This is a genomic window from Zhengella mangrovi (genome assembly GCF_002727065.1).
In the GTDB taxonomy this organism is placed as follows: domain Bacteria; phylum Pseudomonadota; class Alphaproteobacteria; order Rhizobiales; family Rhizobiaceae; genus Zhengella; species Zhengella mangrovi.
This window is the reverse complement of record NZ_PDVP01000001.1, coordinates 442,178-466,446: the sequence shown is the minus strand read 5'-3', so window position 1 is coordinate 466,446 and position 24,269 is coordinate 442,178. Positions and strand designations below refer to the sequence as shown.

Annotated in this window: 26 protein-coding genes; 11 read left to right on the top strand and 15 right to left on the bottom strand. The window is 65.4% G+C overall.

Annotation, left to right across the window (positions count from 1 at the left end; translation table 11 throughout):
* Nucleotides 1–61: 61 nt before the first annotated feature.
* The gene (locus CSC94_RS02275; RefSeq protein WP_099303304.1) at nt 62–685 is read right to left on the bottom strand and encodes a methyltransferase family protein; all 624 of its coding nucleotides are present in this window, start codon (nt 683–685) and stop codon (nt 62–64) included.
* Nucleotides 686–843: 158 nt separating this feature from the next.
* Here CSC94_RS02275 and CSC94_RS02270 point away from each other — a divergent pair, with 158 nt between their 5' ends.
* A complete protein-coding gene (locus tag CSC94_RS02270; RefSeq protein WP_099303302.1) occupies nt 844–2,538 on the top strand; it encodes a SulP family inorganic anion transporter in 1,695 nt (564 codons plus the stop codon).
* Here the strand turns inward: CSC94_RS02270 and CSC94_RS02265 are convergent.
* The 3 genes from CSC94_RS02265 to CSC94_RS02255 all read right to left on the bottom strand — a co-directional run bounded on the left by CSC94_RS02265 (nt 2,530) and on the right by CSC94_RS02255 (nt 5,045).
* Nucleotides 2,530–3,321, bottom strand: coding sequence for a YiiX/YebB-like N1pC/P60 family cysteine hydrolase (locus CSC94_RS02265; protein WP_099303300.1), 792 nt, complete (start codon nt 3,319–3,321; stop codon nt 2,530–2,532). The genes CSC94_RS02270 and CSC94_RS02265 overlap by 9 nt on opposite strands.
* Before the next feature lie 333 nt (nt 3,322–3,654).
* Nucleotides 3,655–4,581, bottom strand: a complete 927-nt coding sequence (locus CSC94_RS02260) for a CHAD domain-containing protein (RefSeq protein WP_099303298.1) — start codon at nt 4,579–4,581, stop codon at nt 3,655–3,657.
* Nucleotides 4,578–5,045 carry a CYTH domain-containing protein gene (locus CSC94_RS02255; protein WP_099303296.1) on the bottom strand — a complete coding sequence of 156 codons (468 nt, stop codon included), beginning with the start codon at nt 5,043–5,045 and terminating at the stop codon, nt 4,578–4,580. Before CSC94_RS02255 ends, CSC94_RS02260 begins: the two co-directional genes overlap by 4 nt.
* Before the next feature lie 184 nt (nt 5,046–5,229).
* Here CSC94_RS02255 and mbfA point away from each other — a divergent pair, with 184 nt between their 5' ends.
* From mbfA to CSC94_RS24470, 7 genes are all read left to right on the top strand, one after another.
* The gene (mbfA, locus tag CSC94_RS02250) at nt 5,230–6,213 is read left to right on the top strand and encodes an iron exporter MbfA (RefSeq protein WP_099303294.1); all 984 of its coding nucleotides are present in this window, start codon (nt 5,230–5,232) and stop codon (nt 6,211–6,213) included.
* A 39-nt stretch (nt 6,214–6,252) separates the two neighbouring features.
* On the top strand, nt 6,253–6,666 hold the full coding sequence (locus CSC94_RS02245; RefSeq protein WP_165784295.1) for a thiol-disulfide oxidoreductase DCC family protein: 414 nt from the start codon (nt 6,253–6,255) through the stop codon (nt 6,664–6,666).
* A 273-nt stretch (nt 6,667–6,939) separates the two neighbouring features.
* Complete coding sequence (locus CSC94_RS02240) at nt 6,940–8,400, top strand: hypothetical protein (RefSeq protein WP_099303290.1); 1,461 nt, start codon at nt 6,940–6,942, stop codon at nt 8,398–8,400.
* An 81-nt stretch (nt 8,401–8,481) separates the two neighbouring features.
* Nucleotides 8,482–9,492, top strand: a complete 1,011-nt coding sequence (locus tag CSC94_RS02235) for a C4-dicarboxylate TRAP transporter substrate-binding protein (protein ID WP_099303288.1) — start codon at nt 8,482–8,484, stop codon at nt 9,490–9,492.
* 73 nt (nt 9,493–9,565) lie between these two features.
* Nucleotides 9,566–10,189: a TRAP transporter small permease subunit gene (locus CSC94_RS02230; protein WP_099303286.1), complete on the top strand. Its 624-nt coding sequence runs from the start codon at nt 9,566–9,568 to the stop codon at nt 10,187–10,189.
* Nucleotides 10,186–11,571, top strand: coding sequence for a TRAP transporter large permease (locus CSC94_RS02225; protein WP_099303284.1), 1,386 nt, complete (start codon nt 10,186–10,188; stop codon nt 11,569–11,571). Before CSC94_RS02230 ends, CSC94_RS02225 begins: the two co-directional genes overlap by 4 nt.
* A 122-nt stretch (nt 11,572–11,693) precedes the next feature.
* On the top strand, nt 11,694–11,849 hold the full coding sequence (locus CSC94_RS24470; RefSeq protein WP_099303282.1) for a hypothetical protein: 156 nt from the start codon (nt 11,694–11,696) through the stop codon (nt 11,847–11,849).
* Nucleotides 11,850–11,934: 85 nt separating this feature from the next.
* Here CSC94_RS24470 and cysK read toward each other — a convergent pair whose 3' ends face one another.
* The 11 genes from cysK to CSC94_RS02165 all read right to left on the bottom strand — a co-directional run bounded on the left by cysK (nt 11,935) and on the right by CSC94_RS02165 (nt 20,396).
* Nucleotides 11,935–12,897 carry a cysteine synthase A gene (gene cysK, locus CSC94_RS02215; protein ID WP_099303280.1) on the bottom strand — a complete coding sequence of 321 codons (963 nt, stop codon included), beginning with the start codon at nt 12,895–12,897 and terminating at the stop codon, nt 11,935–11,937.
* 129 nt (nt 12,898–13,026) lie between these two features.
* Nucleotides 13,027–14,043 (bottom strand): proline racemase family protein, encoded by a 1,017-nt coding sequence (locus tag CSC94_RS02210; RefSeq protein ID WP_099303278.1) that lies wholly within the window; start codon nt 14,041–14,043, stop codon nt 13,027–13,029.
* Between the two features lies 1 nt (nt 14,044).
* Nucleotides 14,045–14,503 (bottom strand): dUTP diphosphatase, encoded by a 459-nt coding sequence (gene dut, locus CSC94_RS02205; protein ID WP_099303276.1) that lies wholly within the window; start codon nt 14,501–14,503, stop codon nt 14,045–14,047.
* A gap of 5 nt (nt 14,504–14,508) precedes the next feature.
* Nucleotides 14,509–15,819 carry a nicotinate phosphoribosyltransferase gene (pncB, locus tag CSC94_RS02200; protein ID WP_099303274.1) on the bottom strand — a complete coding sequence of 437 codons (1,311 nt, stop codon included), beginning with the start codon at nt 15,817–15,819 and terminating at the stop codon, nt 14,509–14,511.
* Nucleotides 15,820–15,888: 69 nt separating this feature from the next.
* On the bottom strand, nt 15,889–16,419 hold the full coding sequence (locus CSC94_RS02195) for a GyrI-like domain-containing protein (RefSeq protein ID WP_099303272.1): 531 nt from the start codon (nt 16,417–16,419) through the stop codon (nt 15,889–15,891).
* A gap of 11 nt (nt 16,420–16,430) precedes the next feature.
* On the bottom strand, nt 16,431–16,910 hold the full coding sequence (locus tag CSC94_RS02190; protein ID WP_099303270.1) for a VOC family protein: 480 nt from the start codon (nt 16,908–16,910) through the stop codon (nt 16,431–16,433).
* 23 nt (nt 16,911–16,933) lie between these two features.
* Complete coding sequence (locus tag CSC94_RS02185; protein WP_099303269.1) at nt 16,934–17,395, bottom strand: SRPBCC family protein; 462 nt, start codon at nt 17,393–17,395, stop codon at nt 16,934–16,936.
* Between the two features lie 10 nt (nt 17,396–17,405).
* Entirely contained in the window at nt 17,406–17,759 is a 354-nt protein-coding gene (locus tag CSC94_RS02180; protein ID WP_099303267.1) for a DUF1428 domain-containing protein, read from the bottom strand.
* A gap of 32 nt (nt 17,760–17,791) precedes the next feature.
* On the bottom strand, nt 17,792–18,214 hold the full coding sequence (locus CSC94_RS02175) for a VOC family protein (RefSeq protein ID WP_099303265.1): 423 nt from the start codon (nt 18,212–18,214) through the stop codon (nt 17,792–17,794).
* A gap of 81 nt (nt 18,215–18,295) precedes the next feature.
* Nucleotides 18,296–18,937 carry a TetR/AcrR family transcriptional regulator gene (locus CSC94_RS02170; RefSeq protein ID WP_099303263.1) on the bottom strand — a complete coding sequence of 214 codons (642 nt, stop codon included), beginning with the start codon at nt 18,935–18,937 and terminating at the stop codon, nt 18,296–18,298.
* 655 nt (nt 18,938–19,592) lie between these two features.
* Nucleotides 19,593–20,396, bottom strand: coding sequence for a hypothetical protein (locus tag CSC94_RS02165; RefSeq protein ID WP_099303261.1), 804 nt, complete (start codon nt 20,394–20,396; stop codon nt 19,593–19,595).
* A gap of 410 nt (nt 20,397–20,806) precedes the next feature.
* On the opposite strand from CSC94_RS02165, the gene CSC94_RS02160 reads away from it, so the two are divergent.
* The 3 genes from CSC94_RS02160 to CSC94_RS02150 all read left to right on the top strand — a co-directional run bounded on the left by CSC94_RS02160 (nt 20,807) and on the right by CSC94_RS02150 (nt 24,153).
* Nucleotides 20,807–22,393, top strand: a complete 1,587-nt coding sequence (locus tag CSC94_RS02160) for a peptide chain release factor 3 (protein ID WP_099303259.1) — start codon at nt 20,807–20,809, stop codon at nt 22,391–22,393.
* 255 nt (nt 22,394–22,648) lie between these two features.
* Nucleotides 22,649–23,341, top strand: coding sequence for a helix-turn-helix transcriptional regulator (locus tag CSC94_RS02155; RefSeq protein WP_099303257.1), 693 nt, complete (start codon nt 22,649–22,651; stop codon nt 23,339–23,341).
* A 155-nt stretch (nt 23,342–23,496) separates the two neighbouring features.
* Nucleotides 23,497–24,153: a peroxiredoxin gene (locus CSC94_RS02150; protein ID WP_099303255.1), complete on the top strand. Its 657-nt coding sequence runs from the start codon at nt 23,497–23,499 to the stop codon at nt 24,151–24,153.
* Nucleotides 24,154–24,269: the final 116 nt, after the last annotated feature.

Here is a 24,269-nt window from a genome sequence, read left to right as displayed (position 1 = left end):
GCCGGCGCGCATCCCCGTCAATCGCTGGCGCGCATCCCCGTCAATCGCTGGCGCTCAGGGTTCAGGGCAGCCGCAGGAGAACCGGTAGCGTGTCCGTTCTTTGCAGGTAGTCGATGACCTCGAACAGCGGCACGGCGGCGAAGAACACCAGGCCATCCATGAGCGTGGTGTAGAGGCGGCGCGGAACGATGGTGAGTTCCTTTTCATCCTTGTAGATGAACGGATTGGGCAGGAACCGCGGCACGCTGGCGAGATAGTCCTGGTAGGCCTGCCCGAGCGTGCTGGCGAGGAACTGCTCCTCCTTGAGGATCAGGATGTGGAAGGCCAGCCAGCAGCCGAAGAAGAAGAGCAGGGCAATGGTGAGGGTGCCGGTCTGGGCGCCGACACCGGCGGCCGCGACGGCGGAAAAGACGTAGAGCGGATTGCGCGTGATCGAATAGGGGCCGGATTGAACCAGCATCGCGGCCTTTCGGCCGCCGATGTACAGGGTCGACCACAGGCGGCCGGTGATGCCGGCGATGATCAGGCCGATACCGGTCGCCTCGATGATCTCGTGCGGCTCGCCATCGTAGATCGAGGAGATGAAGGCGAGTGCGGTGAAGGTGACGATCAGGACCGCGAACAGGGCCAGACGCCGGACACTCTGGATGCGGGCCAGTTTCGCCTTGCTGAATTCCTCGGCCATGTTTGCTCCATTCCGAAATCTTGCCTGTTGAACCGACCTGGCGGGATAGGGGCGAGGCCTGGCGGATCCACTTGCGTGGACGCGCGGCGACACTTAACGTCTGCGCCCGTCCCATGCAATTCCCGTGACCGGTCGCATATCGCCGGAGACATGACAACATGCTGAAAACCAATGACGAGATGGCCACGACCGGTGGCCTGTTCACGCCCAAGCTGCTCACAGTGATTCGGGAAGGCTACACGGTGCCGGCGTTCCGTGCCGATGTCCTCTCGGGACTCACCGTCGCGATCGTGGCGCTGCCGCTGTCCATGGCCATCGCCATCGCCTCCGGTGTCGGGCCGGAACGCGGCCTCTACACGGCCATCGTCGGTGGTTTCCTGGTGTCCATGCTCGGCGGCAGCCGCTTCCAGATCGGCGGACCGGCCGGTGCCTTCATCGTGCTCGTGGCCGCCACGGTCGCGGCCCACGGCGTGGACGGGCTGATCCTGGCAACCTTCCTGTCGGGCATCATGATGGCGCTGACCGGCTGGCTGCGCCTCGGGTCCTACATCAAGTTCATACCCTATCCGGTGACGGTCGGCTTTACCGCGGGCATCGGCGTGATCATCCTGGCCAGCCAGTTGCACGACCTGTTCGGACTGACGCTGGCCGGCAAGGAGCCCGGGCCGCTGATTGCCAAGCTGGAGGCGCTCGGCGCCGCTGCGGGCACGGCCAGCCCGGCCGCCATCGCCATCGCCTTCGGAACGATCGTCTTCATCCTCGGCCTCAAGCGCCTGCGCCCGGGCTGGCCCGGCATGATCCTGGCCATCGCGGCGGCCGCAGTGATTGCCTGGGCGCTGGCGCTGCCCGTCGAAACCATCGGAACGCGCTTCGGCGGCATTCCGCGCACGCTGCCGGCGCCTGCCCTGCCGGTGCTGACGCCCGAGCGGATCATGGAAATGCTGCCGGCGGCGCTGTCCTTCACCCTGCTCGGCGCCATCGAATCGCTGCTTTCGGCCGTGGTGGCCGACGGCATGACCGGGCGCCGCCACCGATCCAACTGCGAGCTGGTGGGCCAGGGATTCGCCAACATGGGCTCGGCGCTGTTCGGCGGAATCTGCGTCACCGGCACGATCGCGCGCACGGCTACCAACGTCCGTTCCGGCGCGCGCAGCCCGGTCTCGGGCATGCTGCATTCGCTTTTCCTCCTGACCTTCATGGCGGTCGCCGCACCGCTGGCCTCCTACATCCCGCTGGCGGCGCTCGCCGGCGTGCTGGCCATCGTGGCGTGGAACATGATCGAGAAGCACGCCATCGCTTCGCTGTTCCGGGCGTCGCGCGGGGATGCGCTCGTCTTCGTCGTGACCCTTCTGCTGGTGATCTTCCGCGACCTCACCGAGGGCATCGTGGTCGGTTTCGCGCTCGGCGCGATCCTGTTCATCGACCGCATGGGCAAGAACATCGCGGTGGAAGCGCACAAGCCCTTCGCCGTCCCTGACGAAGCGGACCGGCTGATTTCGCCCGAGGAAGCCAACGAAGGCGCCGATCCCGGTGTCGTGGTCTACCGCATTTCCGGTGCGTTCTTCTTCGGTGCCGCCTCGACGGTGGGCTCGGTCCTCGACCGTATCGCCGACAAGTACCGGGTTTTCATCCTGGATTGCTCGGCCGTGCCGTTCCTCGATTCAACCGCGGCCAACGTAATCGAGGGCAGCCTGCGCAAGGCCGAGCGCGCGGGGGTGTCAATGATCATCTCCGGCGCGTCGGACACGGTGCGCCACATGCTGGCGAGCCAGGGCGTGGCACCGCCGCGGGTGCGCTTTGCCTCCAGCATCGCGGACGCGCAGGCCATGGCCCACAAGGGCGCTTCAGCCTGACGGCACGGTGGCTTGCGGGCGTTCCTCGCCCCAGACCACCTTGCGGTAATCGAAACCGTTTTCCAGCGTCGGCTTGATCACCGCGAAATAGGGCGACAGGTCGAAATCGCGCGGCGTGAACAGGCTGTGGTGCCGGATGTGCAGGATCTCTGCGCGGGAATAGTCCGATACCGCGGCCGTCCGGCCCGGCGCCCGCGTGACCTCGGGCAGGATGGGATAGGGGATGGACTGGAACGCCTGGGCGATGAGCGAGGAGCAGATGGCCCGGGTGGGATCGCCGGACCCGAAGGCGATCATCCGCCGGCGCAGGCGCACGGGAACCGGCGGAAACGGCAGGAAATAGCGCAGCAGGTCGAAGATGTGCCGCATGTCGTACTGCAGGCCGATGCTGTGGACCATGAAGGCCACGACCCGGGCACGATCCGCCCTCGACAGGCCATGGGCACGGCAGATTCGGGTGTTGTAGGTCCTGTATTTCGACAGGGGCACGCTGATGCAACCGTCTCCGAGATTGACCTCGACGAGGCGATGGCGCTCGCTGCCGTCCGGCGGCAGGTCGAGCGCATCGCCGACATAGACGGCGGCATGGCTCCACGTCGACTGGGTGAGATACTTGATGGCCGCAGAGATCTGCTGGTTGCCCTCGACGAGCAGGATGTCGCCGGGCTCGAGGATCGCTTCCAGCGTGTCCGGATCGGACGGTGTGTAGGGCTTGTAGCCGGAGGACTCGGCCTGAAGCCAGTCGGCGAGGCGCCGGCCGATGCGATCGGCAATGGTGTCCATGTCTGCACCTCCCTTTGACCCGCGCCATTGCATCAAATCCCGGCCGGTTCCGGCAAGCCGGCCCCGCAGAACGTGATCGACCGTGATTGCGACGTGAGCGAGGCGCGCCCGGACCACGCTGCCTTCTATGGCCGCGAAACCGGCAGCCACTTTCGCTGGAATCGGGTCTTCCGCTGCGCAATTCCGGACGCGAAACCGGCAGCCACTTTCGCTGGAATCGGGTCTTCCGCTGCGCAATTCCGGACGCGAAACCGGCAGCCACTTCCGCTGGAATCGGGTCTTACACAGCGCAATTCCGGACGCGAAACCGGCAGCCACTTTCGCTAGAATTGCTTAGTCGCGTGCTGCGGCCTGCGCCTTCTTCCAGAGCATGGCGGCCACCCGCGCGAGATCGGCGGGATCGTCGCGGAAAAGGTAGCGTGCGCCTTTCGCCGCATCGGCCCTGAGCCGGACGGACCGGTCCTGGACCAGGGCGGTCAGGCGGGCGATGCCATCGGGCCAACCGGCAAGCGAGGGCTCCTGTTCTGCCAGCGCCTGAAGCAGCCAGATGTCATGGTCCTCGCCGAGGTCGGCCTGGATCAGGCGGGCGACATCGGCACGCAACCGGAATCCCCCAGGCCACGCCGGTTTCAGCAGGCGCATGTGCATGCGGTGGTGCTTCACGTGCTTGCGGAAGTCATGCCACGCCTCGGCCGTATCAACGTCCAGGGCCGTTTCGAGCGCGAGCACCGCCTTGCGCTGGCCATGAACCAGTCCGGATCCGAGGACGGCTCGTTCCTCCTTCCGGCCGAGTTCCCTGCCGACCCCTCCCAGCGCGGCCACCGCGCGATCCAGCGTTCCCGCGAGACCGCCGTGGCAGCGCGGCCAGGACGGCTGAAAGGCCGCGCGGGCATCGCGACGGCAATGCAGGCGTCCGGTCAACGAGGCAAGCAGGCGCAGGCCGTCCTCGTCGCCCGTATCGTGGCAGTGCTCGGCGAGCCTTGCCGCGGCCTCGAGATGTGCCTCGGCCTCGCGGTCCGGCGCCAGGGCAGCCTGGACGGAGCGCAGGTGCTCATCGCAGGCCGAGCAGGCCTTCCGGTCAGCGGTGCGCACCAGGCGCAGGGCAGACCGGGCGCGCTTGATGGCCTTGCGTGCGGCATAGGCTGCACCAGGCTCGTCATGCGCGAGGGCAAGGGCGGCCATCGCCGCTCCGGTCGCTTCGCCGACAATGCGGCGGATCTCGTCTCCCAGCGGCCTGGCCGGATCGAGCCGGTAGCTCAACGGGCACCCTCCGGCAGACCGTTGAACGCAAGGGCGGAGTTCGACCAATCCGGATCGTCCGTCAACTCCCGCCCGCACCAGTCCGGCAGCGGCGGGGCCTCGTCCTCGCGGGACAGTTCCACCTCGCAGACGACCGCGCCTTCAAGCGCGCCGTGAAAGACATCGATCTCCCAGACGTAGCCTTCATGCGCAACGAGGTAGCGGGTCTTCTCGATGATGTTGCCGATACAGCGGTTGAGCAGGCGGCGAGCGTGGGCGATCGGGATCGGATATTCGTATTCCTCGCGCACGAGACCGCTGCCGGCCTTGACGGTCAGCCAGGCGGAGCCGTCGCCCTTGATGCGGACACGGACGGAATTGCTGTTGGAAACGGCGACATAGCCCTGGAGCACGAGCGTCCCCGGATCGGCGTCATCGCGCCATGACGTCCCGGTGACCAGGAACTTGCGTTCGATCTCGATCATGGCCCGGTGTCCCGTTGCGCGCTGTCGGTGCGGAATTTCATCCCATGGTGGCGGTCCGCGTCAACCCCCGGACAGCGAACAGGGTAAAGGCGGCAAGGGCTTGCAGGCGCGGCGTCTTGGCGCTTGACCGGCGGAGAGACCCACCCTAGTTTGGAATCATTCTAAATTCGGAGTTTTCCCCCAAATGATTTCGCGGTTCTTCGGCGCGTCGAAGCGCTCATTCGACAGTTTGAGCGAACAGGAAATCCTGGCCCTCGCCATTTCATCCGAAGAGGACGACGGGCGGATCTACCGCGCCTATGCCGACGGGTTGCGCAAGGACTACCCGTCATCGGCCAAGGTCTTCGACGAGATGGCGGACGAGGAGGACCAGCACCGGCGGCGCCTGATCGAGATGCATCGCAAGCGTTTCGGCGAGACGATCCCGCTGATCCGGCGCGAACACGTGCGCGGCTATTACGAGCGCAAGCCGGACTGGCTGGTGCGGCCGCTCGGGCTCGAGGCCGTACGCGACATGGCGGAGCAGATGGAAGCGCAGGCGCACCGCTTTTACCTGGAAGCCGCCAAGCGCACGACCGATGCCTCGACCCGCAAGCTGCTCGGCGACCTGGCGGCCGCGGAAAAGGCCCATGAAAACCTCGCCCAGCGGCTGGGCATGAAGCACCTGACGGAGGATGCCAAGGAGGAAGAGGCGGAGACCGCGCGGCGGCAGTTCATCCTGACCTATGTCCAGCCCGGTCTGGCGGGCCTGATGGACGGGTCGGTCTCAACGCTCGCGCCGATCTTCGCCACCGCCTTCGCGACGCAGGACACCTGGACGACCTTTCTCGTCGGCCTGTCGGCCTCGGTCGGCGCCGGCATTTCCATGGGCTTCACCGAAGCGGCGCATGACGACGGCAAGATCTCCGGCCGCGGTTCGCCGGTGAAGCGCGGCCTCGCGTCGGGCATCATGACGGCCATCGGGGGTCTTGGCCACGCTCTCCCCTACCTCATCCCGGAATTCTGGACGGCCACGATCACCGCCACGGTCATCGTCTTCATCGAGTTGTGGGCGATCGCCTGGATCCAGAACCACTGGATGGACACGCCCTGGAGCCGGGCGATCTTCCAGGTCGTGCTCGGCGGCGCGCTGGTGTTCGCGGCCGGCATGCTGATCGGAAACGCATGAGGACTGCCCATGCCTGTCATCCCGCGAACAGAAACTCTCGTGGATGACACGGCCGGGCCGATCATGGTCTTCGACGGTGTCTGCGTGTTCTGCAGCAGCGGCGCGCGCCTGGTCCGTCGCCACGACCGGCGCGGGGTCGTCCGGTTCGCCCATGCGCAGAGCGGGCTTGGCGGCAGGCTCTACCGCCACTACGGCTGGGATCCGGACCGGTTCGAGACAAACCTGTTGCTGTGGGACGGGCGGGTGCACAGCAAGTGGGCGACCCTGGCCGCGATGGGCCGGATCATGGGCGGCCCGTGGGGGCTGCTGCGTTGCTGCGCCCTCGTTCCGGATATCATCGGCGACCGTGTCTACGACTTCATCGCGCGGAACCGGTACCGTGTGTTCGGGCGCACGGCGAATTGCGCCATCCCCGACGCGGCCATGAAAAGCCGGATGATCGACATGGGATAAGCCGGCTTCCGGCTGCAACGCGAAGCGGGCAGAGCATCTCGGCTCTTCGCCGGACCGCTCCCAGGCTCCGTCTCCCTGGCAATTTGCAAACCCGCTCTTCGTTGGATGCCTCCAATTCCCTGCCGTTTTCGGTCCGCAATTCCGGACGCGAAACCGGTTCCCACTTTCGCTGGAATCCATTCTTGACCTGCGCAATTCCGGACGCGAAACCGGTTCCCACTTTCGCTGAAATTGCTTTAGACTTGACGGTGAACCTGCCAGCGGGGACCACACTTGACGACGACGGATACGACGCAGTCGGACGCGGGCCCGGTTTTCAGCCCGAGCGCCGTCAGCAACCCACTCGCCAATACCGCACTGGCAACGACCTGCGTGCTCGCCTGCCTCGAGACGATCCATCCGGGTAGCGGTTTCGGGCCGGCCTCGGCGCTGGCTCTGCTCCTTTTCATCGTCACCGGGCACAGGATCCTGCGGCTCCGGGAACGCTATCTCGCCGTGCTTGCCACCGGCACGGCCCTGCTGGCCATCACGGTTCTGCCGGAGCCCGGCGCGGTGCTTCTCGCCGCGGCCATCCGGTCCGCCTACCTGTTCGCCTTCATCACGCTCCTCGCGACCCTGAAGGCCGGAGCCTCGGTCTCGCAGTCCGTGCTTTCGGTCGGAACATGGCTGACGCTGCAACCGCCCGGGCGACGCTATCTCGCCATCGCGTCCGGTGGCCACATGATGGGCGTGATCATGAATTTCGGCGCACTCAGCCTGCTCGGACCGCTCGTGCAGCGCGGGGCGCGCGCCGGAAGCAAGGGCGTGGACCCGTCCATCGTCGCGATCCGGGAACGGCGGCAGCTATCGGCCCTGTCGCGTGGCTTTTCACTGTTCATCCTTTGGTCGCCAACGGCGATCTCGCAATATGTCTGCGTGTCGGTGGTGCCGGGCGCGACCTCGCTTCACCTGGCGGGATGGGGCGCTGCGCTGGCGGCCGTCCTGGCCGCCGCCGGCTGGCTGGAGGACCGGGCCACGGGCCTGCGGGCCCGCAAGGCACTCGCCCTGGCGCCGGCCGCGACGCCGGTGCCGCCGCTGCCCAAGGCAGATGTCCGGAGGCTCGCCGGGATCTACGTCGCGCTCGCCGTGCTTGCCGGTGGCGCGGCCATGGCGCTGCACGTCCCCGTGGTCACGGCCATCATGATCACCGCGCTGCCGGCGACGGCGGGATGGCTGGCGATGCAGACGGCCAGCGGGCGGGGCGATGGCAGGCCGCTTTCGACCTCGCTGCGCAACCTGTTCACGCAGGCGATGCCAGACGGCAGCCCGGAAGCCGTGACGCTGGCCTTCGCAGGCTTCGTCGGGCTCGTCATGGCCCATATCCTGCCCACGGACTGGCTGGCCGGAACGACGGGACTTTCCGGCCTGCCGCCGATCGTCATCCAGGCCATCGTCCTGGCGCTGGTTCCGCTGGCCTCCATCGCGGCGCTGCCGCCGATGCTGACGGTGACCTTCCTCGGCGCGTTCCTGTCGAAAGCGCTCGACGGCGTCATTTCGCCCGACCTGCTGGCGCTGACGTTGGTGATGGGCTGGTGCCTCAATCTCACCTCTTCGCCCTTCGGGGCCACGAACCTGATCCTGTCGCGCATCACCGATCTGCCCGCCACGCGCCTCGCTTTCACGTGGAACGGACGCTACGGCCTGATCGCTTTTGCCGTCTGCCTTTGCGCGCTCGCTTTGCTGTCGTTGCGCTGACGGGACAATTGAGGCTTGCCCTTTCGGTTCTGGTGGTTACCCTTGCCCGTCCAAAAAGCTGACAAACGGGAGGAGATCAGCATGAGGAAAGTCTTCGCTACCGCGATGATGGCATCGGTGGCACTCGGCTTCGTGGCCGAGGCATCGGCAACGGAATGGAACGTTTCGGTCTGGGGCAAACGCCGCGCCTTCACCGAACACATCCACAAGATTGCTGACCTGGTTTCGCAGAAAACCAATGGCGGCTTCACGATGAGCATTTCCTACGGCGGTCTGTCGAAAAACCGGGAAAACCTGGACGGCATTTCGGTGGGTGCTTTCGAGATGGCCCAGTTCTGCGCCGCCTATCACCCGGACAAGAACCCGACGCTGATGGTGCTCGACCTGCCGTTTCTCGGCGTTCACAGCCTGCGCCAGGAAGGGGCACTGGACGAGGCGCTCTACAGGCATCCGGCAGTCGTCAAGGACCTGGCCCGCTGGAACGCGACCATCCTGATGGCGTCGCCGCTGCCGCAGTACAACCTCGCCGGCGTCGGCAAGCCGCCCAAGACGCTAGAGGATTTCAACGGACTGCGCGTGCGCGCCACGGGCGGCATCGGCAATGCCTTCGAGAAGATCGGCGCCGTGCCGACGTCGGTGACGTCGTCGGAGGCCTACAATGCGCTGGAATCGGGTGTCGTGGATGCGGTGGCCTTCGCGCCGCATGCCCACATGTCGTTCCGCACGACCGACATCGCCAAGTGGTGGACGACGAACCTCAACCCCGGCTCGGTGAACTGCCCGGTCGTCGTCAACAACGATGCGCTGGCCGGTCTTTCCGACGAGGAGCGCGATGCGCTGATGTCGTCGATCCCGGAAGCGATGGAGACCTACTACTCGGCCTATGACGAGGTCTACCGGAAGTGGGGTCCGCTGCTGAAGGAAAAGGGCATCGAGGAGATCACCCTGTCCGACGACGTGATCAACGCGATCAAGGAAGCCGCCGCGCCGGTGCGTGACGAGTGGATCAAGGCCAATGCGGATGCCGGCCTGCCGGCGCAGGACCTTTACGACTTCGTCAAGAAGACCATCGGCGATACGAAGGACATGTAAGGGCCGGCAGACCCTGCGACATGCCGCGGCGCATCCGGGCGCCGCGGTCATCCTTGCCACCGGGAGAGCACCCATGTCATCGCACAACGTGCGCGAGGACGGATCCGCGGCAAGCCGCGCGGACCGGGCCCTGTTCAAACTCGAAAGCGGCCTCAACCTGGTGGCGGGACTGACCATCCTGGGGGTCATGCTGCTGTCGGTGGCCAATATCCTGATGCGGAAGTTCTTCAACTGGCCGGTACCGGGCTACATCGACTGGATGATCTCGGCGGTGCCGCTGATGGCCTTCTTCGGGGTATCGTTCACCCAGCGCCTGGGCGGTCATATCCGCATGGACCTGCTGGTGTCGAAGTTCAGCGGCCGGTCGCTCTGGATCGCCGAGTTCATCGGCGTCCTCGGCATCCTGCTGATCACGCTGATCCTGATCTACGGATCATGGGACCATGCCATGCGGGCGCTCAACTTCGGCGATTCCACCGGCGATATCCGGCTGCCAACCTGGCCGGTGAAGATCGTGGTGCCGATCTGCCTGTCGATCCTGGCGCTGCGGCTGGTGCTGCAATTGTGGGCATATGGCCGGGCGATCGGCAGCGGCGAAGCAGAGCCGGTCGCCGTGCCGCTGATCGAGGACGCGGCCACGCAGGCCGCCCATGAGGCCGAGACCGTCTCGGGCCTGGACGACGAGGCCACGCGATGACCACGACCATCGAAGTTTCCATCGCGCTCTCGGGCGTTCTCATCATCCTGGTGCTGATCGGCATGCGGGTGGCCTTCGCCACCGCCCTGATCGGCTTCCTGGGCCTTTTCATCATCTTCGCCATCGACAAGAACCAGGGGTTTGCCCGCGGCTTCGTCACGGCGGTCAAGATCACCGGCCAGATCCCGCATTCGAAGACGGCAAGCCATGTGCTGGCGCTGATCCCGACCTTCATCCTGATCGGCTACCTGGCCTATTACGCCGGCCTGACGCGGGCGCTGTTCGAGGCTGCGAAACGCTGGGTCGGATGGCTGCCCGGCGGGCTCGGCGTGGCCACCGTGTTCGCCACGGCCGGTTTCGCCGCAGTCTCCGGCGCTTCGGTCGCGACCTCGGCCGTGTTCGCCCGCATCGCCATCCCGGAAATGCTGAAGCTGAACTACGACCGGCGTTTCGCCGCCGGCGTGGTGGCGGCCGGTGGTACGCTGGCGTCGCTGATCCCGCCGTCGGCGATCCTCGTCATCTACGCGATCATCACCGAATCCAGCGTCGGGCAATTGCTGATGGCCGGCTTCCTGCCCGGCCTGGTCTCGGCGGTCATCTATGCCGCCCTGATCATCGGGCTGGCGAAATGGCGCAAGGACCTGGGGCCACCGGTGACGGGCTACAGCTGGAAGGAGCGCTTCGAGACCGTGCCGGGCGCCCTGCCGATCTTCGCGGTCGTCGCGATCATCATCTACTGCATCTATTTCGGCTGGGGCACGCCCACCGAAGCCGGCGCGCTGGGCGCCTTCATCGTGCTGTTGATGGCGATCTACAAGGGCATGCGCTGGGGCAACCTGAAAAGCGCCCTGGCGGAGACCGCCAAGCTGACGGCGATGATCTTCACCATGATCTGGGGCGTTCTGATCTATGTCCGCTACCTCGGATTCGCGCACCTGCCCGATGCCTTCGCCGAGTGGATCGGCTCGCTGCACCAGCCGCCGATGATGACGCTGCTCTTCATCCTGCTCGCCTACGTGATCCTGGGGATGTTCATGGATGCCATCGGCATGCTGATCCTGACCCTGCCGGTCACGTTCCCGGCGGTGATGGCGCTGAACGGCGGCGAGAACGTCACGGCGGCGGCCTCGGCGCTCGGCATGAGCGGCACGGAATGCGCGATCTGGTTCGGCATCATCGTGGTGAAGATGGCCGAGCTGTGCCTGATCACGCCTCCCATCGGGCTCAACTGTTTCGTCGTGGCGGGGGTGCGCCCCGACATCTCGGTGCAGGACGTGTTCCGGGGAGCCTCGCCTTTCTTCATCGCCGACGTGGTGACGGTGGGCGTGCTGATCGCCTTTCCGCAGATCGTGCTCTGGCTACCGCGACTCGTGCTGGGATAGTTCGTTTCCCAATTCTTGACGGGGCGTTCAGCAAGGATTCATTTCTTTGTGCCATCCTGCGCGCCATCAAGAAAGCCATGAGCGCGGCGCCTGGACGTCGCGTCCCATCCGGAGACGAGACGATGGACCTGCCCCGTGCCGTCCGCCGCAGCACCGCGGCGTTGTTTGAGTTTGTCTGGCCGAGCTATCACCCGGAACGCCACTACATGCGCGGGCCCGGTCCGGCCTGCGCCAAGCGCCAGCAGAAGACCGGCGAGCTGCATTCCTTCCAGCTGTGACGGAGCCTGCGGCGGGAGCGGTTCCCGCGGCCGCCAAGATGACCAGGCCCGCTGATGCAGCGGGCCTTTTTGCATTGCGACCCCGTCAGCCGAGACCGTCGAACAGCGCTGTCGACAGGTACCGCTCGGCAAAGGAGGGGATGATGACGACCATCTGCTTGCCCTCGTTCTCCGGCCGCGAGCCGACCTTCACCGCCGCCGTCAGCGCGGCGCCGGACGAGATGCCGACCGGAACGCCTTCGAGGCGCGCGACGAGGCGGGCATTCTCGAAGGCCTCGTCATTGGAGACGGTGACGACCTCGTCGTAGATCTCCCGGTCGAGGACGGCCGGCGCGAAGCCGGCTCCGATGCCCTGGATCTTGTGCGGACCGGGATCGCCACCCGACAGGACAGGCGAATCGGAAGGCTCGACGGCCACGACCCGGACGCCGGGCTTGCGCTCCTTCAGCACCTGGCCGGTGCCGGTGATCGTGCCGCCGGTGCCGATGCCGGAAATGAAGATGTCGACGCCACCGGCGGTATCGTTCCAGATTTCCTCGGCCGTCGTGCGGCGGTGAATATCCGGGTTGGCCGGGTTTTCGAACTGCTGCGGAATGACCGCGCCAGGCAGCGACTGCGCAAGTTCTTCTGCCTTGGCGATGGCCCCCTTCATGCCCTTCGGCCCTTCGGTGAGGACGAGCTCGGCGCCGAGCAGGGCGAGCATCTTGCGCCGTTCCACGCTCATGGTCTCGGGCATGGTCAGGATCAGGCGATAGCCCTTGGCGGCCGCGGCGAAAGCCAGGGCGATACCGGTATTGCCCGAGGTCGGCTCCACGAGAACCGTCTTGCCGGGGGCGATGCGGCCGTCGGCCTCCATGGCCTCGATCATCGCCACGCCGATACGGTCCTTCACCGAGGCAATCGGGTTGAAGAACTCCAGCTTGGCGACGAGATCGGCCTTGATGCCCGTCTCGGCGGCGAATTTCGGCAGGCGGACGAGCGGCGTGTTGCCGATCGTCTGGGTGATTGAATCATAGATCCGGCCCCGGCCTTGCGTCTTTTCAGTCATGGACAGTCCTCCACATGATTTTCGGCCAGCCTAGGCGTCCGGCGCGAAAAAGGCGAGTGCCGCATGCGGCTTTCCATCCTCACGAATAGAATTCCATTCCAGTTCAACCGTGTATTCAGGTTGTCTTTTCTACCCAACGAGGAAGCCGCCGGCCAGCGGATCGTCGGGCTCCACGACGAACTGCGCCCGGCCGGCGTAGTAAGACCGGCCCGAGACGCGGGCGATGATCGTCTCGCCGGCAGCGGTCCGGTCCACGGCAGAGATTTTCCCGGTAAAGACCGAGCCCACGACGCTCTCGAACTGCCGCGCCTGTCCTTGCGCGATCTGCCCGCGCGCCTGCATGAGCGCCAGCCGCGCGGTGACGCCGGACCCGGTCGGCGAGCGGTCCACCTGGCGTTCGGCGAAAACGCAGATGTTGCGCGTCGCTTCGGGCGACCACGCATCCTTTCCATCAGTCAGGATCGTGCCATAGAGGAAGCCCAGGCGCGGATCGTCCGGATGGCTGATGGTGGCCGTGGCCCGCAGCGTGTCGGTGACCGCAGCGGCGGCCTCGATGAAGGCGCGGGCCGGATCGCGGCCGAAGACCAGGCCGAATTGCGCCGCGTCGGCGACGGCATAGAAGGCGCCGCCGTAGGCCAAGTCGTAATCGACGGAAAAATTGCCCTGCCCCTGCCAGGGCACCTGTACCGTCTGGTCGAAAGCCGCCGCGAAGGCCGGAACGCTGTCAAAGGACACCGTTGCAGGCTTGCCGTTCTCGATCTCCACCGACACGGCGACGGGCCCGCACGGGCATTCGATGACGAAGCGGGTCACCGGTTCGGTGACCGGCACCAGTCCTTCGTCGATGCACCAGCGGCCGAGCGCAATGGTCGCGTGGCCGCACATGGTCGACCAGCCGGCGTTGTGCATGAACAGCACGCCCAGCACCGCACCGGGGACGGACGGGGCGACGGGCAGGACCCCGTACATGTCGAAATGGCCGCGCGGCTCCCACATGAGCCACTTGCGCAGATGGTCGTGGTTGGCCATGGCGAAGGCGCGCTTGTCGAGGATCGTATCGCCCGGGACCTCGGGCCAGCCCCCGGTGACGATGCGGACCGGTTCGCCGCCGGTATGCATGTCGGTGACGCTCAGCGCTTCGTCCATGTCACTTCGTTCCCGTCGAACCGAAGCCGCCGGCGCCGCGCGCCGTTTCGCCGAGGTGGGTCCGTTCCTCCACGGACGCCCGGGTGACGGGTGCCACCACCATCTGGGCAATGCGCATGGCACGGTCGACCGTGAAGGCTTGCTGGCCGAGATTGACCAGCAGGACCTTGACCTCGCCCCGATAGTCGCTGTCGATGGTGCCGGGCGTGTTGAGGCAGGTGACGCCATGCTTGAAGGCGAGCCCCGAGCGCGGGCGGATCTGGGCCTCGAATCCGGGCGGGATCTCGAAGACCAGCCCGGTCGGCACCAGCGCCCGTTCACCGGGGGCGATGACGAGCGGATCGTCCGCCGGGACGGCGGCGCGCAGGTCCATGCCGGCGGCACCGACGGTCTCATAAGCCGGCAAATCGATTTCATGGCCATGGTCGAGGCGAACGACGCCGATCACGGGTTGGGTCATGGATTTCAAACCTCGACCTTGTGGGCGACGCGCTCCGCGCCGCCGAATATGCGCAGGTAGTCGTTGATCACGGCGCGGTCGCCGGTCGCCTTTTCCGGATTGTCCGAGAGCTTGACAGCGGGGCGCCCGTTGGCCTCCGTGATCTTGCAGACCAGCGAAATCGCCTTCAGCTGCTCGTTCTTCTGCGGGGCGCAGTCCTTGAAATCGTTGGTCAGGTTGGTGCCCCAGCCGAAGGCCATGCGGACGCGGCCCTGGAAGTGGCGATAGGTGTCGATGATCGTCTCGGTATCGAGGCCATCGGAGAAAATCAGGATCTTTTCCCGCGGGTCGCGGCCATGGGCCTGCCACCACTCGATGATCCGCTCACCGCCCTCGATCGGCGGGGCGCTGTCCGGGCGGAAGCCGGTCCAGTCGGCGACCCAGTCCGGCGCATCCCGCAGGAAAGACGCCGTCCCGAAGGCGTCGGGCAGGACGATGAGCAGGTTGCCGCCGTAAAGCTTGTTCCAGTCTTCCAGAACTCGGTAGGGCGCGGCCCGCTTCTCGGCATCGGTGTCGGCCAGCGCGGCATAGACCATGGGCAGTTCGTGGGCGTTGGTGCCGACAGCTTCCAGATCGGTGTCCATGGCGAGCAGAACGTTGGATGTTCCGGTAAAGGCATCGCCGATGCCTTCCTTCAGCGCTTCCACGCACCAGCGCTGCCAGAGGAAGGAGTGGCGGCGCCGAGAGCCGAAATCGGAGATGCGCAGATCCGGCAGGCGCTTCAACTGCTCGGTCTTCTCCCACATCTTTGCCTTGGCCCGGGCGTAGAGCACGTCCAGCGCGAAGGGTCCGAGGCCGCGCATGGCGGCACGCGAGCGCAGTTCGTTGATGATGGCGAGCGCCGGGATTTCCCACATGGTGGCCTCGGCCCAGGTGCCGAGGAATTCCAGCTCGAACTGGCCGTCGCGCACGGACAGTTCGTAGGGCGGAAGGCGGAAATTCTCGAACCAGGAAAGGAACTCCGGCTCGAAGATCTGCTTGCGGCCGTAGAAGCTGTTACCGGCCAGCCAGATCATTTCCTTCTTCGTCAGAGTCAGGGACCGGGCATGGTCAAGCTGGTCGCGCAGTTCATGCACGTCGATCTCGTCGGCGAGACGAACGCTCTGCTTGCGGTTGATCAGCGAAAAACGCACCTGCACATCGCGATGCATCTTCCAGATCATCTGGAGCATCAGCAACTTGTAGAAGTCCGTGTCCAGCAGGGAGCGGACGATCGGGTCCAGCTTCCACGTATGGTCATAGACGCGCTTGGCGATGTCGGTCGTCGTCGAAGTCATGGCGCCCCTTCCTCCGTGCCAAGCGAGAAGTCTTAGGCGACGGAACGATGCAAGCCAAGGGGGATGCGGTCAATCCGCCAGCTTGAGCAGCAGATCGGTCTCCCAGCGGGCCGGCTCCCCGGTATCGGCCGGCGAAACCCGGTAGATTTCCACCTGGCAGGCCGGAAAGCGCCCGTCCGGACCGTTGATCTCGTCGGCGATCAGGCCGCGGCCGCACAACCAGCCGGAGAGCATGCAGAACGCATCGTAGAGCCGGTCATAGGGGCCGGTATAGGTGGCCATGACATAGCGGCCGGCCGGCAGTTCGCCCGCGATCACCTCGCCCTCGCCGGCGGCCGGCGCGGTCAGCAGCGTCGCCACCTCGAGGTCGACGTCTCCACTGGAGTGAAAGCCACGGTAGCGGAACAGGCCGGCCGTTCCTTCCAGGCCCTTTTCCGCCATCCATGCATGAAGACGGGGAAACAGCGGTGGCGCGAATCGCGGCAGGTCCACCATCGGCCCCGATGCCGCGATGGCGACGCAGGGCGTGGCCTCACGCACGACCACCTGCGGAACGGAAAGGCCGGCGCCGGGGAAAGCGGTCTCGGTGACGGGCAGCATGCGGGTTCTCCTCAATCGGCGACGGCGGCATCAAGGGCGGCGATATCGATCCTCGTCATCGTCATCATCGCTTCCATGGCCCGCCTTGCCTTGTCGCGATCCGGGCTGGTCGTCAGTTCGATGAGCCGCCTCGGCGTGATCTGCCAGGAGAAGCCCCAACGGTCCTTGCACCAGCCGCAGGCGCTTTCGGCGCCACCGTTTTCGATGATCGCGTTCCAGTACCGGTCGGTCTCGGCCTGATCATCGGTCAGGACGACGAAACTGACCGATTCGTTGGGCTTGAACACCGGCCCTCCGTTCAAGCCAAGGAACGGCCTTCCGAGAACGGTGAACTCGACCGTCAGCTCATCCCCTTCCTTTCCGCCGGGATAGTCGGACGCGGCGGCATTCACCCTGCCGACACGGCTGTCGGGGAAGGTGCCGGCATAGAAGGCCGCCGCCTTGCTCGCTTCGCCGAAATCGAACCATACACATGTCACCAGTTCAGGCATCGTCCCGTCCTTTCAAGATCCGGTCAAAGCGATTGCGCCAGCGCTTCGAGCTGGTCGGCGGCCGCGTTCCAGCCGGCATGGAACCCCATGTCCTCGTGCTGCTTCATGGCCTGCGACGTCCAGTGGCGGGCGACCGCGCGATACTGCGTTGCGCCAGCGGCGGTGTCGGAGAATTCAACGATGGCAACCATGAATGGGTCCGCCTTGGGCTTCCAGTCCGGCGTGAAGGCGTCCGTCATGACGAGGCGCTTGCCGTCGATCACCTCCAGCCAGACACCGGGGTTGTCGATGCTCTCGCCGTTCGGCCCGTTCATCCGGGTGAAGAATTCGCCCCCGGGCCGCAGATCGGAACGAACGTCGGATACGAACCAGGGTTTCGGGCAGAACCACTGCTTGAGAAGATCGGTGTCGGTCCAGCAGCGCCAGACGGCCATGCGGGGGGCGGCGAGGGTCCGTTCGAGAACCAGTTCGTGGGTGTCGGTCATCGTGGTTTCCTCACGCCTTGAGAACCATGTCGAAGCCGCCGAAGATCATGCGGCTGCCATCGAAAGGCATCGGGTTGGTTTCCGGTGTCATGCGGGGATCTTCCATCATGCGGGACATGCCCGCATCGGCAACCTCCCTGGAGGGCCATACGATCCATGAAAGGACGACCGTCTCGTCTTCCCGCTTCTCGACGGCCATGGGCATCGAGGTCCGCTTGCCGTCGGGAATATCGACCCCCCAGCACTCGACGACCTCGACCGCGCCATACTCCCTGAAGACATCGGCGGCGGCCCGCGCGTGATCGATGAAGGCCTGCTTGCTGGCAACAGGCACGGCGGCCAGCATTCCGGTGACAAATGACATGCTCTCTCTCCCTTGATCGCGATGCCGGCGCCTCAGCCCGGCATCCTGCTACCGGCGAAATTCAGCATCCACGGCGTGCCGTAGCGGTCCGTGAACATGGCAAAGCGTTCGGCCCAGAACGTTTCTGCCGGGGCCATGGAAACAGCCTGCGCATCCTCGGACAGGGCGGCGTAGATCCGATCGAACTCCTGCAGCGACGCGGGCGCGATGGAGACCGAAAATCCCTGAGGCTTGACGTACCAGGTTTCGGGCACGTCGGAGGCCATGACATTGGCGGAACCCAACCGCATGTTCATGTTCATCACCATGCTGTCGCCCCCCGGCATGCGGGTCGCCGGATCCGGCGCATCGGCATTGGTGAAGACACCGGTGATCTCGCCACCGAGAACCGCGGCGTAGTGTTTCATGGCTTCGAGGCAATTGCCCCGGAAATTCAGATAGATCGTCGGTTCCATGGCCTGCTTCCCTCCTGTGGCGGCATTGCCGCACTGGTTGTTGTCAAAACGCGCCGACTGCGTCCCATCCGGCAGATCCGGTCATGGCTGCAGGCCGCCGGTGCCATGCGGCACGTCGAAGAGCAGTTCGACGTAGCGGCGCAGGTGATCGACCATGTCGCGCGCGGTCTCCGGCCCGCCCTGCGCCTTGGCCAGGATGAAAGCCCCCTGAAGGGCAGCCTGGGTAAAACGGGCAAGGCTTTCCGGCGTCCAGTCGGCATCCGGGCAGCGGGCCGCCTTCGCTTCGGCGATATCGCTCTCCAGGGTGGCGGCATGACCGAAGATGGCCGCCGCGGCAGCGTCCCTGATCTCCGGGCTCTGAAGGTGGATCTCCTGGGTCAGCGTGCCGGCCACGCAGGTGAATTCGGCGACCGGCCCCTCGAGGATCGCCTTGCGGAAATCGACATAGGCTAGGACACGGTCGAGGGCATCGGACGGCTGATGGTAGGGCGCATCTTGGAACAATCCGGAGGTGACCTCGCCCCAGTGTTCGGCCACGGCGCCCCCCCATTCCTCCTTGGAACGGAAGTGATGGAAAAACCCGCCCTTGGTGACGCCGGCTGCCGCGCAGATGTCATCGACCCGGGTGGCCGCGTAGCCCTTCTCACGGATGAGGGTGAAGCCGGTGTCCAGCAATTTGCGCCTCGTTTCCTCGCGTGCCGCAGCCTTCGCGTGTTTCTTCATGTGCCCTTGCCCCTTATCGCAATTTACAATACCGACCAGTTGGTATGTGTGTCAAGAGAGACATGCAGGCATGCTGAAACGCGCAAAGCGGCGTCGCGGTTCCGGAAAGTCCAGATCCGGCGCTTCCGCGGCTGACAGACCCTTCAGCGGCAATCGCGATTGGCGAGTGGAAGACAGTTCGGCCGCACAAAGGCCGCCCCCAAAGCCCGCTTCCGGCACCTTGCCGCGAACATGTGCTGCCTCAAGGGTGAGGCCATGCGGACGGCCCGGCGCCCAGCGGCAACGCCCAACGCCGCTTTCGCCGAAGACTGGAAGGCTGACGGCTCGGCCACATGACGGCCGAACGCACCAGGCGAAGCTCCGTTGCCATGCACAGCCTGCGCCCCAGGTCGACCAACCGGCAGGCTTGCCGACCCTTCATCACCGACACGAGATGACAGCCGCCAATGCCGTCGGTCCCGACAATCCGCGGTCCATCGGGCCGGAAGAATTCGGCAGCCCGTTGCAGCCGTTCGTCCGTCATCCCGTCTTGCCGTCATTGACCAGTGCCAGTCGTGACGTGACGTCGTTCACGGGCAAGCCCCACCTTGGCGCGGCAGGGCAATCGCGCCGCCACGGCCGCCGCACTGGGCTAAACGCGGGTCCGATGCAGGGCCTACAGGCCAGCCCCCATGCCACCGATCATCTTGAGGACCATGGGCGCCATTTTCGTGATCAAGTCCATGCCGGCCGCGGCCGCATCGCCGCCCTTCCCGCCGCCACCGGCACCGACACCGCCGATCATCTGCATCATCTGCTGCACCATGCCCGCGAGGTCGGCCCCGCCCGCGTCCTTCCCGCCGCCCTTGGCAGCTTCGCCACCCTTTCCGGCCTCGCCACCCTTGCCGCCCAGTGCCTTCAGGAGCTGTTCGAGAAGTGTCTTGATCTGTTCCAGCAATTTCGCGACATCATCGGCGGGCGCAGCCGCCTTGTCCTTGGCGGCGCCTTCGGTCTTCCCGGCACCCTCCAGCAGCTTCATCAGTTGTTCCAGCAGTTTCTGGACCTGCTCGAGCAGCTTGCCGGCGTCCCCGCCGCCCTCGGCCTTGTCCCCGCCTTTTGCCTTCTCTCCACCGCCGGCCTTCTCTCCACCGCCGGCCTTCTTGTCACCGCCACCCTTGGCCGCGGGCGCATCCTTGGCTTTCCCGCCTGCGGCTTCGGCACCGCCGCCTTTCGCAGCCGGCGCTTCCTGCATCGGGAAAGTGGTTCGGGCAGGCTTGTTCGCATTCGCTGCGGCCATAGTCCCGGTCGCAAGCCCGGTCGTGTTCTTGAGCGAGCCCTGCGTCCTGGCCTTTCTCACTTCCCGGCTGAACTGCGTCTGCGCCGGCGTGACCTGGTTGCGACCACCCGCCGTTGGCGCCATGCCCGCATTTCTGGTCGATACCGCCTTGCCGCCGCCCGCGGCCATCGCCTTGCCACCCATGTTCCTGCCCCCCTTTGGCGTCACCAAACAACCGGGGCGGCCGCCAAACGCCGACCCCGCATCATAGTTAATCCATCGGTTGCATTTTAACCATTCGTAGCAACTACCGACCGGTACCTAGGTAGTCGCGGATACGGTCGTGTCAGGCAGGGATGCAGGCCAATCGATGCTTCATGAGCGCGAGTGACCGGGGTCATTCACGGCGGCCACGTCCCTACCTCGTCACTTGGAAGACCGGGAGACCAGTTCAGAACGCAATCGCTTCACCGGCCGGCTGCACCCCGCCGAGACCGAGTAAAACGGCAACCGTCGGCCAGGATGGGAAGAACGGAACGGCTGGTATTAACGGTTTGGCATCGCGGCCATGACTTGCTACAAGCCCGGCCAGTCACGAGACCGGATTTTCTCCCATGGCCGAAACGAACGAACAGGCGGTGGCCCGCCGCCGCACCTTCGCGATCATCGCGCACCCGGATGCGGGCAAGACGACCCTGACCGAAAAGCTGCTGCTCTTCGGCGGCGCGATCCAGCTTGCCGGCGAGGTGAAAGCCAAGAAGAACCGGGTCCAGAGCCGGTCCGACTGGATGAAGATCGAGCGCGAGCGCGGCATTTCGGTCGTCACCTCGGTGATGACCTTCGAATACAAGGACTGCGTTTTCAACCTGCTCGACACGCCGGGCCACGAAGACTTCGCCGACGATACCTATCGCACGCTTTCGGCGGTCGACTCCGCCGTCATGGTGATCGACGCCGCCAAGGGTATCGAGCCGCGCACGCTCAAGCTGTTCGAGGTCTGCCGCCTGCGCGACATCCCGATCGTCACCTTCATCAACAAGATGGACCGGGAAAGCCGCGATCCGTTCGAGATCCTGGACGAAGTGGAGGAAAAGCTGGCGCTGGATACCGCACCGGTCAACTGGCCGATCGGCCGCTCCAAGACCTTCTGCGGCACCTACGAACTGGCCAGCAACACGGTGCGCGGTTCCGACGACGAGGTGGCGCGCACGCCGGTCAACGGACCGCAGGCGGATGCAGCAGCCGGAAAACTGCCGGAAAACGAGCGCGAAGCCTTCATCGAGGAAGTGGACCTGGCGCGCGAAGCCTGCCGCCCCTTCGACCGGCAGGCCTTCCGCGAGGGGCACATGACGCCGGTCTATTTCGGCTCGGCGCTGAAGAACTTCGGCGTGCGCGACCTGATCGACGCCCTTGTCGACTACGGGCCCGCCCCGCGGGCGCAGGATGCCGACATCCGCCGGGTCGAGGCGACAGAAGACGGGATGACCGCCTTCGTCTTCAAGATCCAGGCGAACATGGACCCCAACCACCGCGACCGCATTGCCTTTGCACGCGTCTGCTCCGGCACGCTGTCGCGCGGCATGAAGGCCAAGCTCGTGCGTACCGGCAAGTCCATCACCCTGTCGGCGCCGCAGTTCTTCTTCGCGTCGCAGCGCCAGCTTGCCGACGAGGCCCGGGCCGGCGATGTCGTCGGCATCCCGAACCACGGTACGCTCAGGATTGGCGACACGCTGACCGAGGGCGAGGACCTGCTGTTCCACGGGGTGCCGAACTTCGCGCCGGAAATCCTCCGCCGCGTGCGCCTGATGGATGCCATGAAGGGCAAGAAGCTGACCGAGGCGCTGCAGCAGATGGCCGAGGAAGGCGTGGTGCAGCTCTTCAACCCGGAAGACGGGTCACCGGCCATCATCGGCGTGGTCGGCGCGCTGCAGATCGACGTGCTGAAGGAACGCCTCAAGCAGGAGTACCAGTTGCCGGTCGATTTCGAGCCGGCGCGGTTCTCGGTCTGCCGCTGGATGGAAGCCGACAAGGCGGAGTTGCAGCGCTTCATGGACGCGCACCGCGCCGACATTGCGCGCGACCTCGACGGCGACCCCGTCTTCATGGCGCAGAACGGGTTTTCGCTGAACTACGAGGCGGAGCGCTGGAAGGCCGTGACGTTCAAGGCGATCAAGGACTACCAGGTGCGCGCGGCCGCCTGAGCGGCTCAGAAAACCAGGCATGCAATAGAGGGCCGCGCGTCATACCCCCGACACGCGACCCTCTTGCTCGAGCTGGGTATTGCACCCCCCTCCTGCCGCATCAGGAGTAAGGAAAACTTATATAATTTAGGAAATCTTTTCCAATATGGGGATTTCCCTCATCTCCACGTTTCTGCTAGCTTTTTGGCAGCAATTGGGGGCATTACAATTCATACTTTCTTTGGCGAGTTCCCGCCCGACGGGGACGGCGATGCCTTGGATCCGGATGCAGCCTGGCACATGCTGGAATCCTGGCTCGGCCAGAGGTTCGAGATCGACGGCATCTTCTATGGCGTCTACCCGGTCGGCGCTTTCACCACGGATTTTCCGCTCGTCATGGAGCGGGGCATCATAAAGATGACCTATGCCGAGGATTTTCTCGCGGCCCTGAACGGCAACCCGCTTGTCGATGACCGGGTATCCGAACTGGTCCTGTCGACCGCGCGCCCCTGTTTCTGGCACCACGACGACATCTTGGCGGGCGCGACCGAGAAGCAGCTCAAGCGTGCTGAACTGGACGCCCGATACGGCATGGACGTGGGTGTCAGCGTCCCGTTGCTGACGCCGTCCGGCCGCGTCTGCGGCGGCTTCGGCCTGCGGCACCGGGGGCAGGATGCCGCGGTTTTCGACAGGATGATGGATGCCGGCATTTCGGATCTCGTGCGCCTGCTGCACGCGTTCGAATCGCTGTTCCGCGGGCCCTATGCGCGCCAGTGCTTCGGCCTGTCGACCCAGGAAGTGCGGGTCCTGACCTATATCGCGGGCGGGATGGCCATCGCGCAGACCGGGTGGGAGATTCAACTCTCACCGAAGACCGTCGAGGCCTACCTCGCCTCGGTCCGGCGCAAGACACGCTCGCGCAGCACGGCCGAGGCTGTCGCCAAGGCCATCTTCTTCCAGATCATCTGAGCGGCGGGCCAATCCTCCTTGTGGGGCCGGTCCGTGATTGCTACAGGTGCCTATCTGCGGCGGTCCGCCGCAGCGGGTGCCCTACCCGCGCACAGAATACATGCATATATCCAGACCTGATGATCCATTTCTGACAAACCAGGAGACAGGCTTCCATGGCGCTTCGCATCAATGACACCGTGCCGAACATCACCGTCGAGACCGACCACGGCACGTTCGCCCTGCATGACTTCATCGGCGACAGCTACGCCATTCTCTTCTCCCATCCCAAGGACTTCACCCCGGTCTGCACGACCGAGTTCGGTGCCGTTGCCCAGCTCAAGGACGAATGGGAAAAGCGCGGCGTGAAGGTGCTCGGCATTTCCGTCGACAACGTCGAGGAACACAAGAAGTGGAAGGGCGACATCGAGCAGGTCTCGAAGGCTTCGGCCTTCTTCCCGATCGTTGCCGATACCAGCCTGGAGCTGTCCAAGGCATTCGACATGCTGCCGGCAGAGGCCTACCTGCCGGATGGCCGCACGCCGGCCGACACCGCCACCGTGCGCTCGGTGTTCATCATCGGTCCGGACAAGAAGGTGCGCCTGATGATGACCTACCCGATGTCGGTGGGCCGCAACTTCGCCGAAGTGCTGCGTGCGCTCGACGCCGTGATGGCGACCGACGGCGTGCCGATCGCCACGCCGGCCAACTGGCGCCCGGGCGAAGACGTGATCGTGGCCCTGTCGCTGACCACGGACCAGGCGAAGGAGAAGTTCGGCGACGTCAAGGTGGTGCTGCCCTACCTGCGCACCATCAAGGATCCGACGGCCTGACCGTCCGATCGAGCGCCAAAACGGAAACCCGGCGGGCAAACCGCCGGGTTTTTTCTTGACCGCCCGCCGTTCCCGCGGCCATGCGGGCCTGCGCCGGCCAATGTTGCCCCCATGCA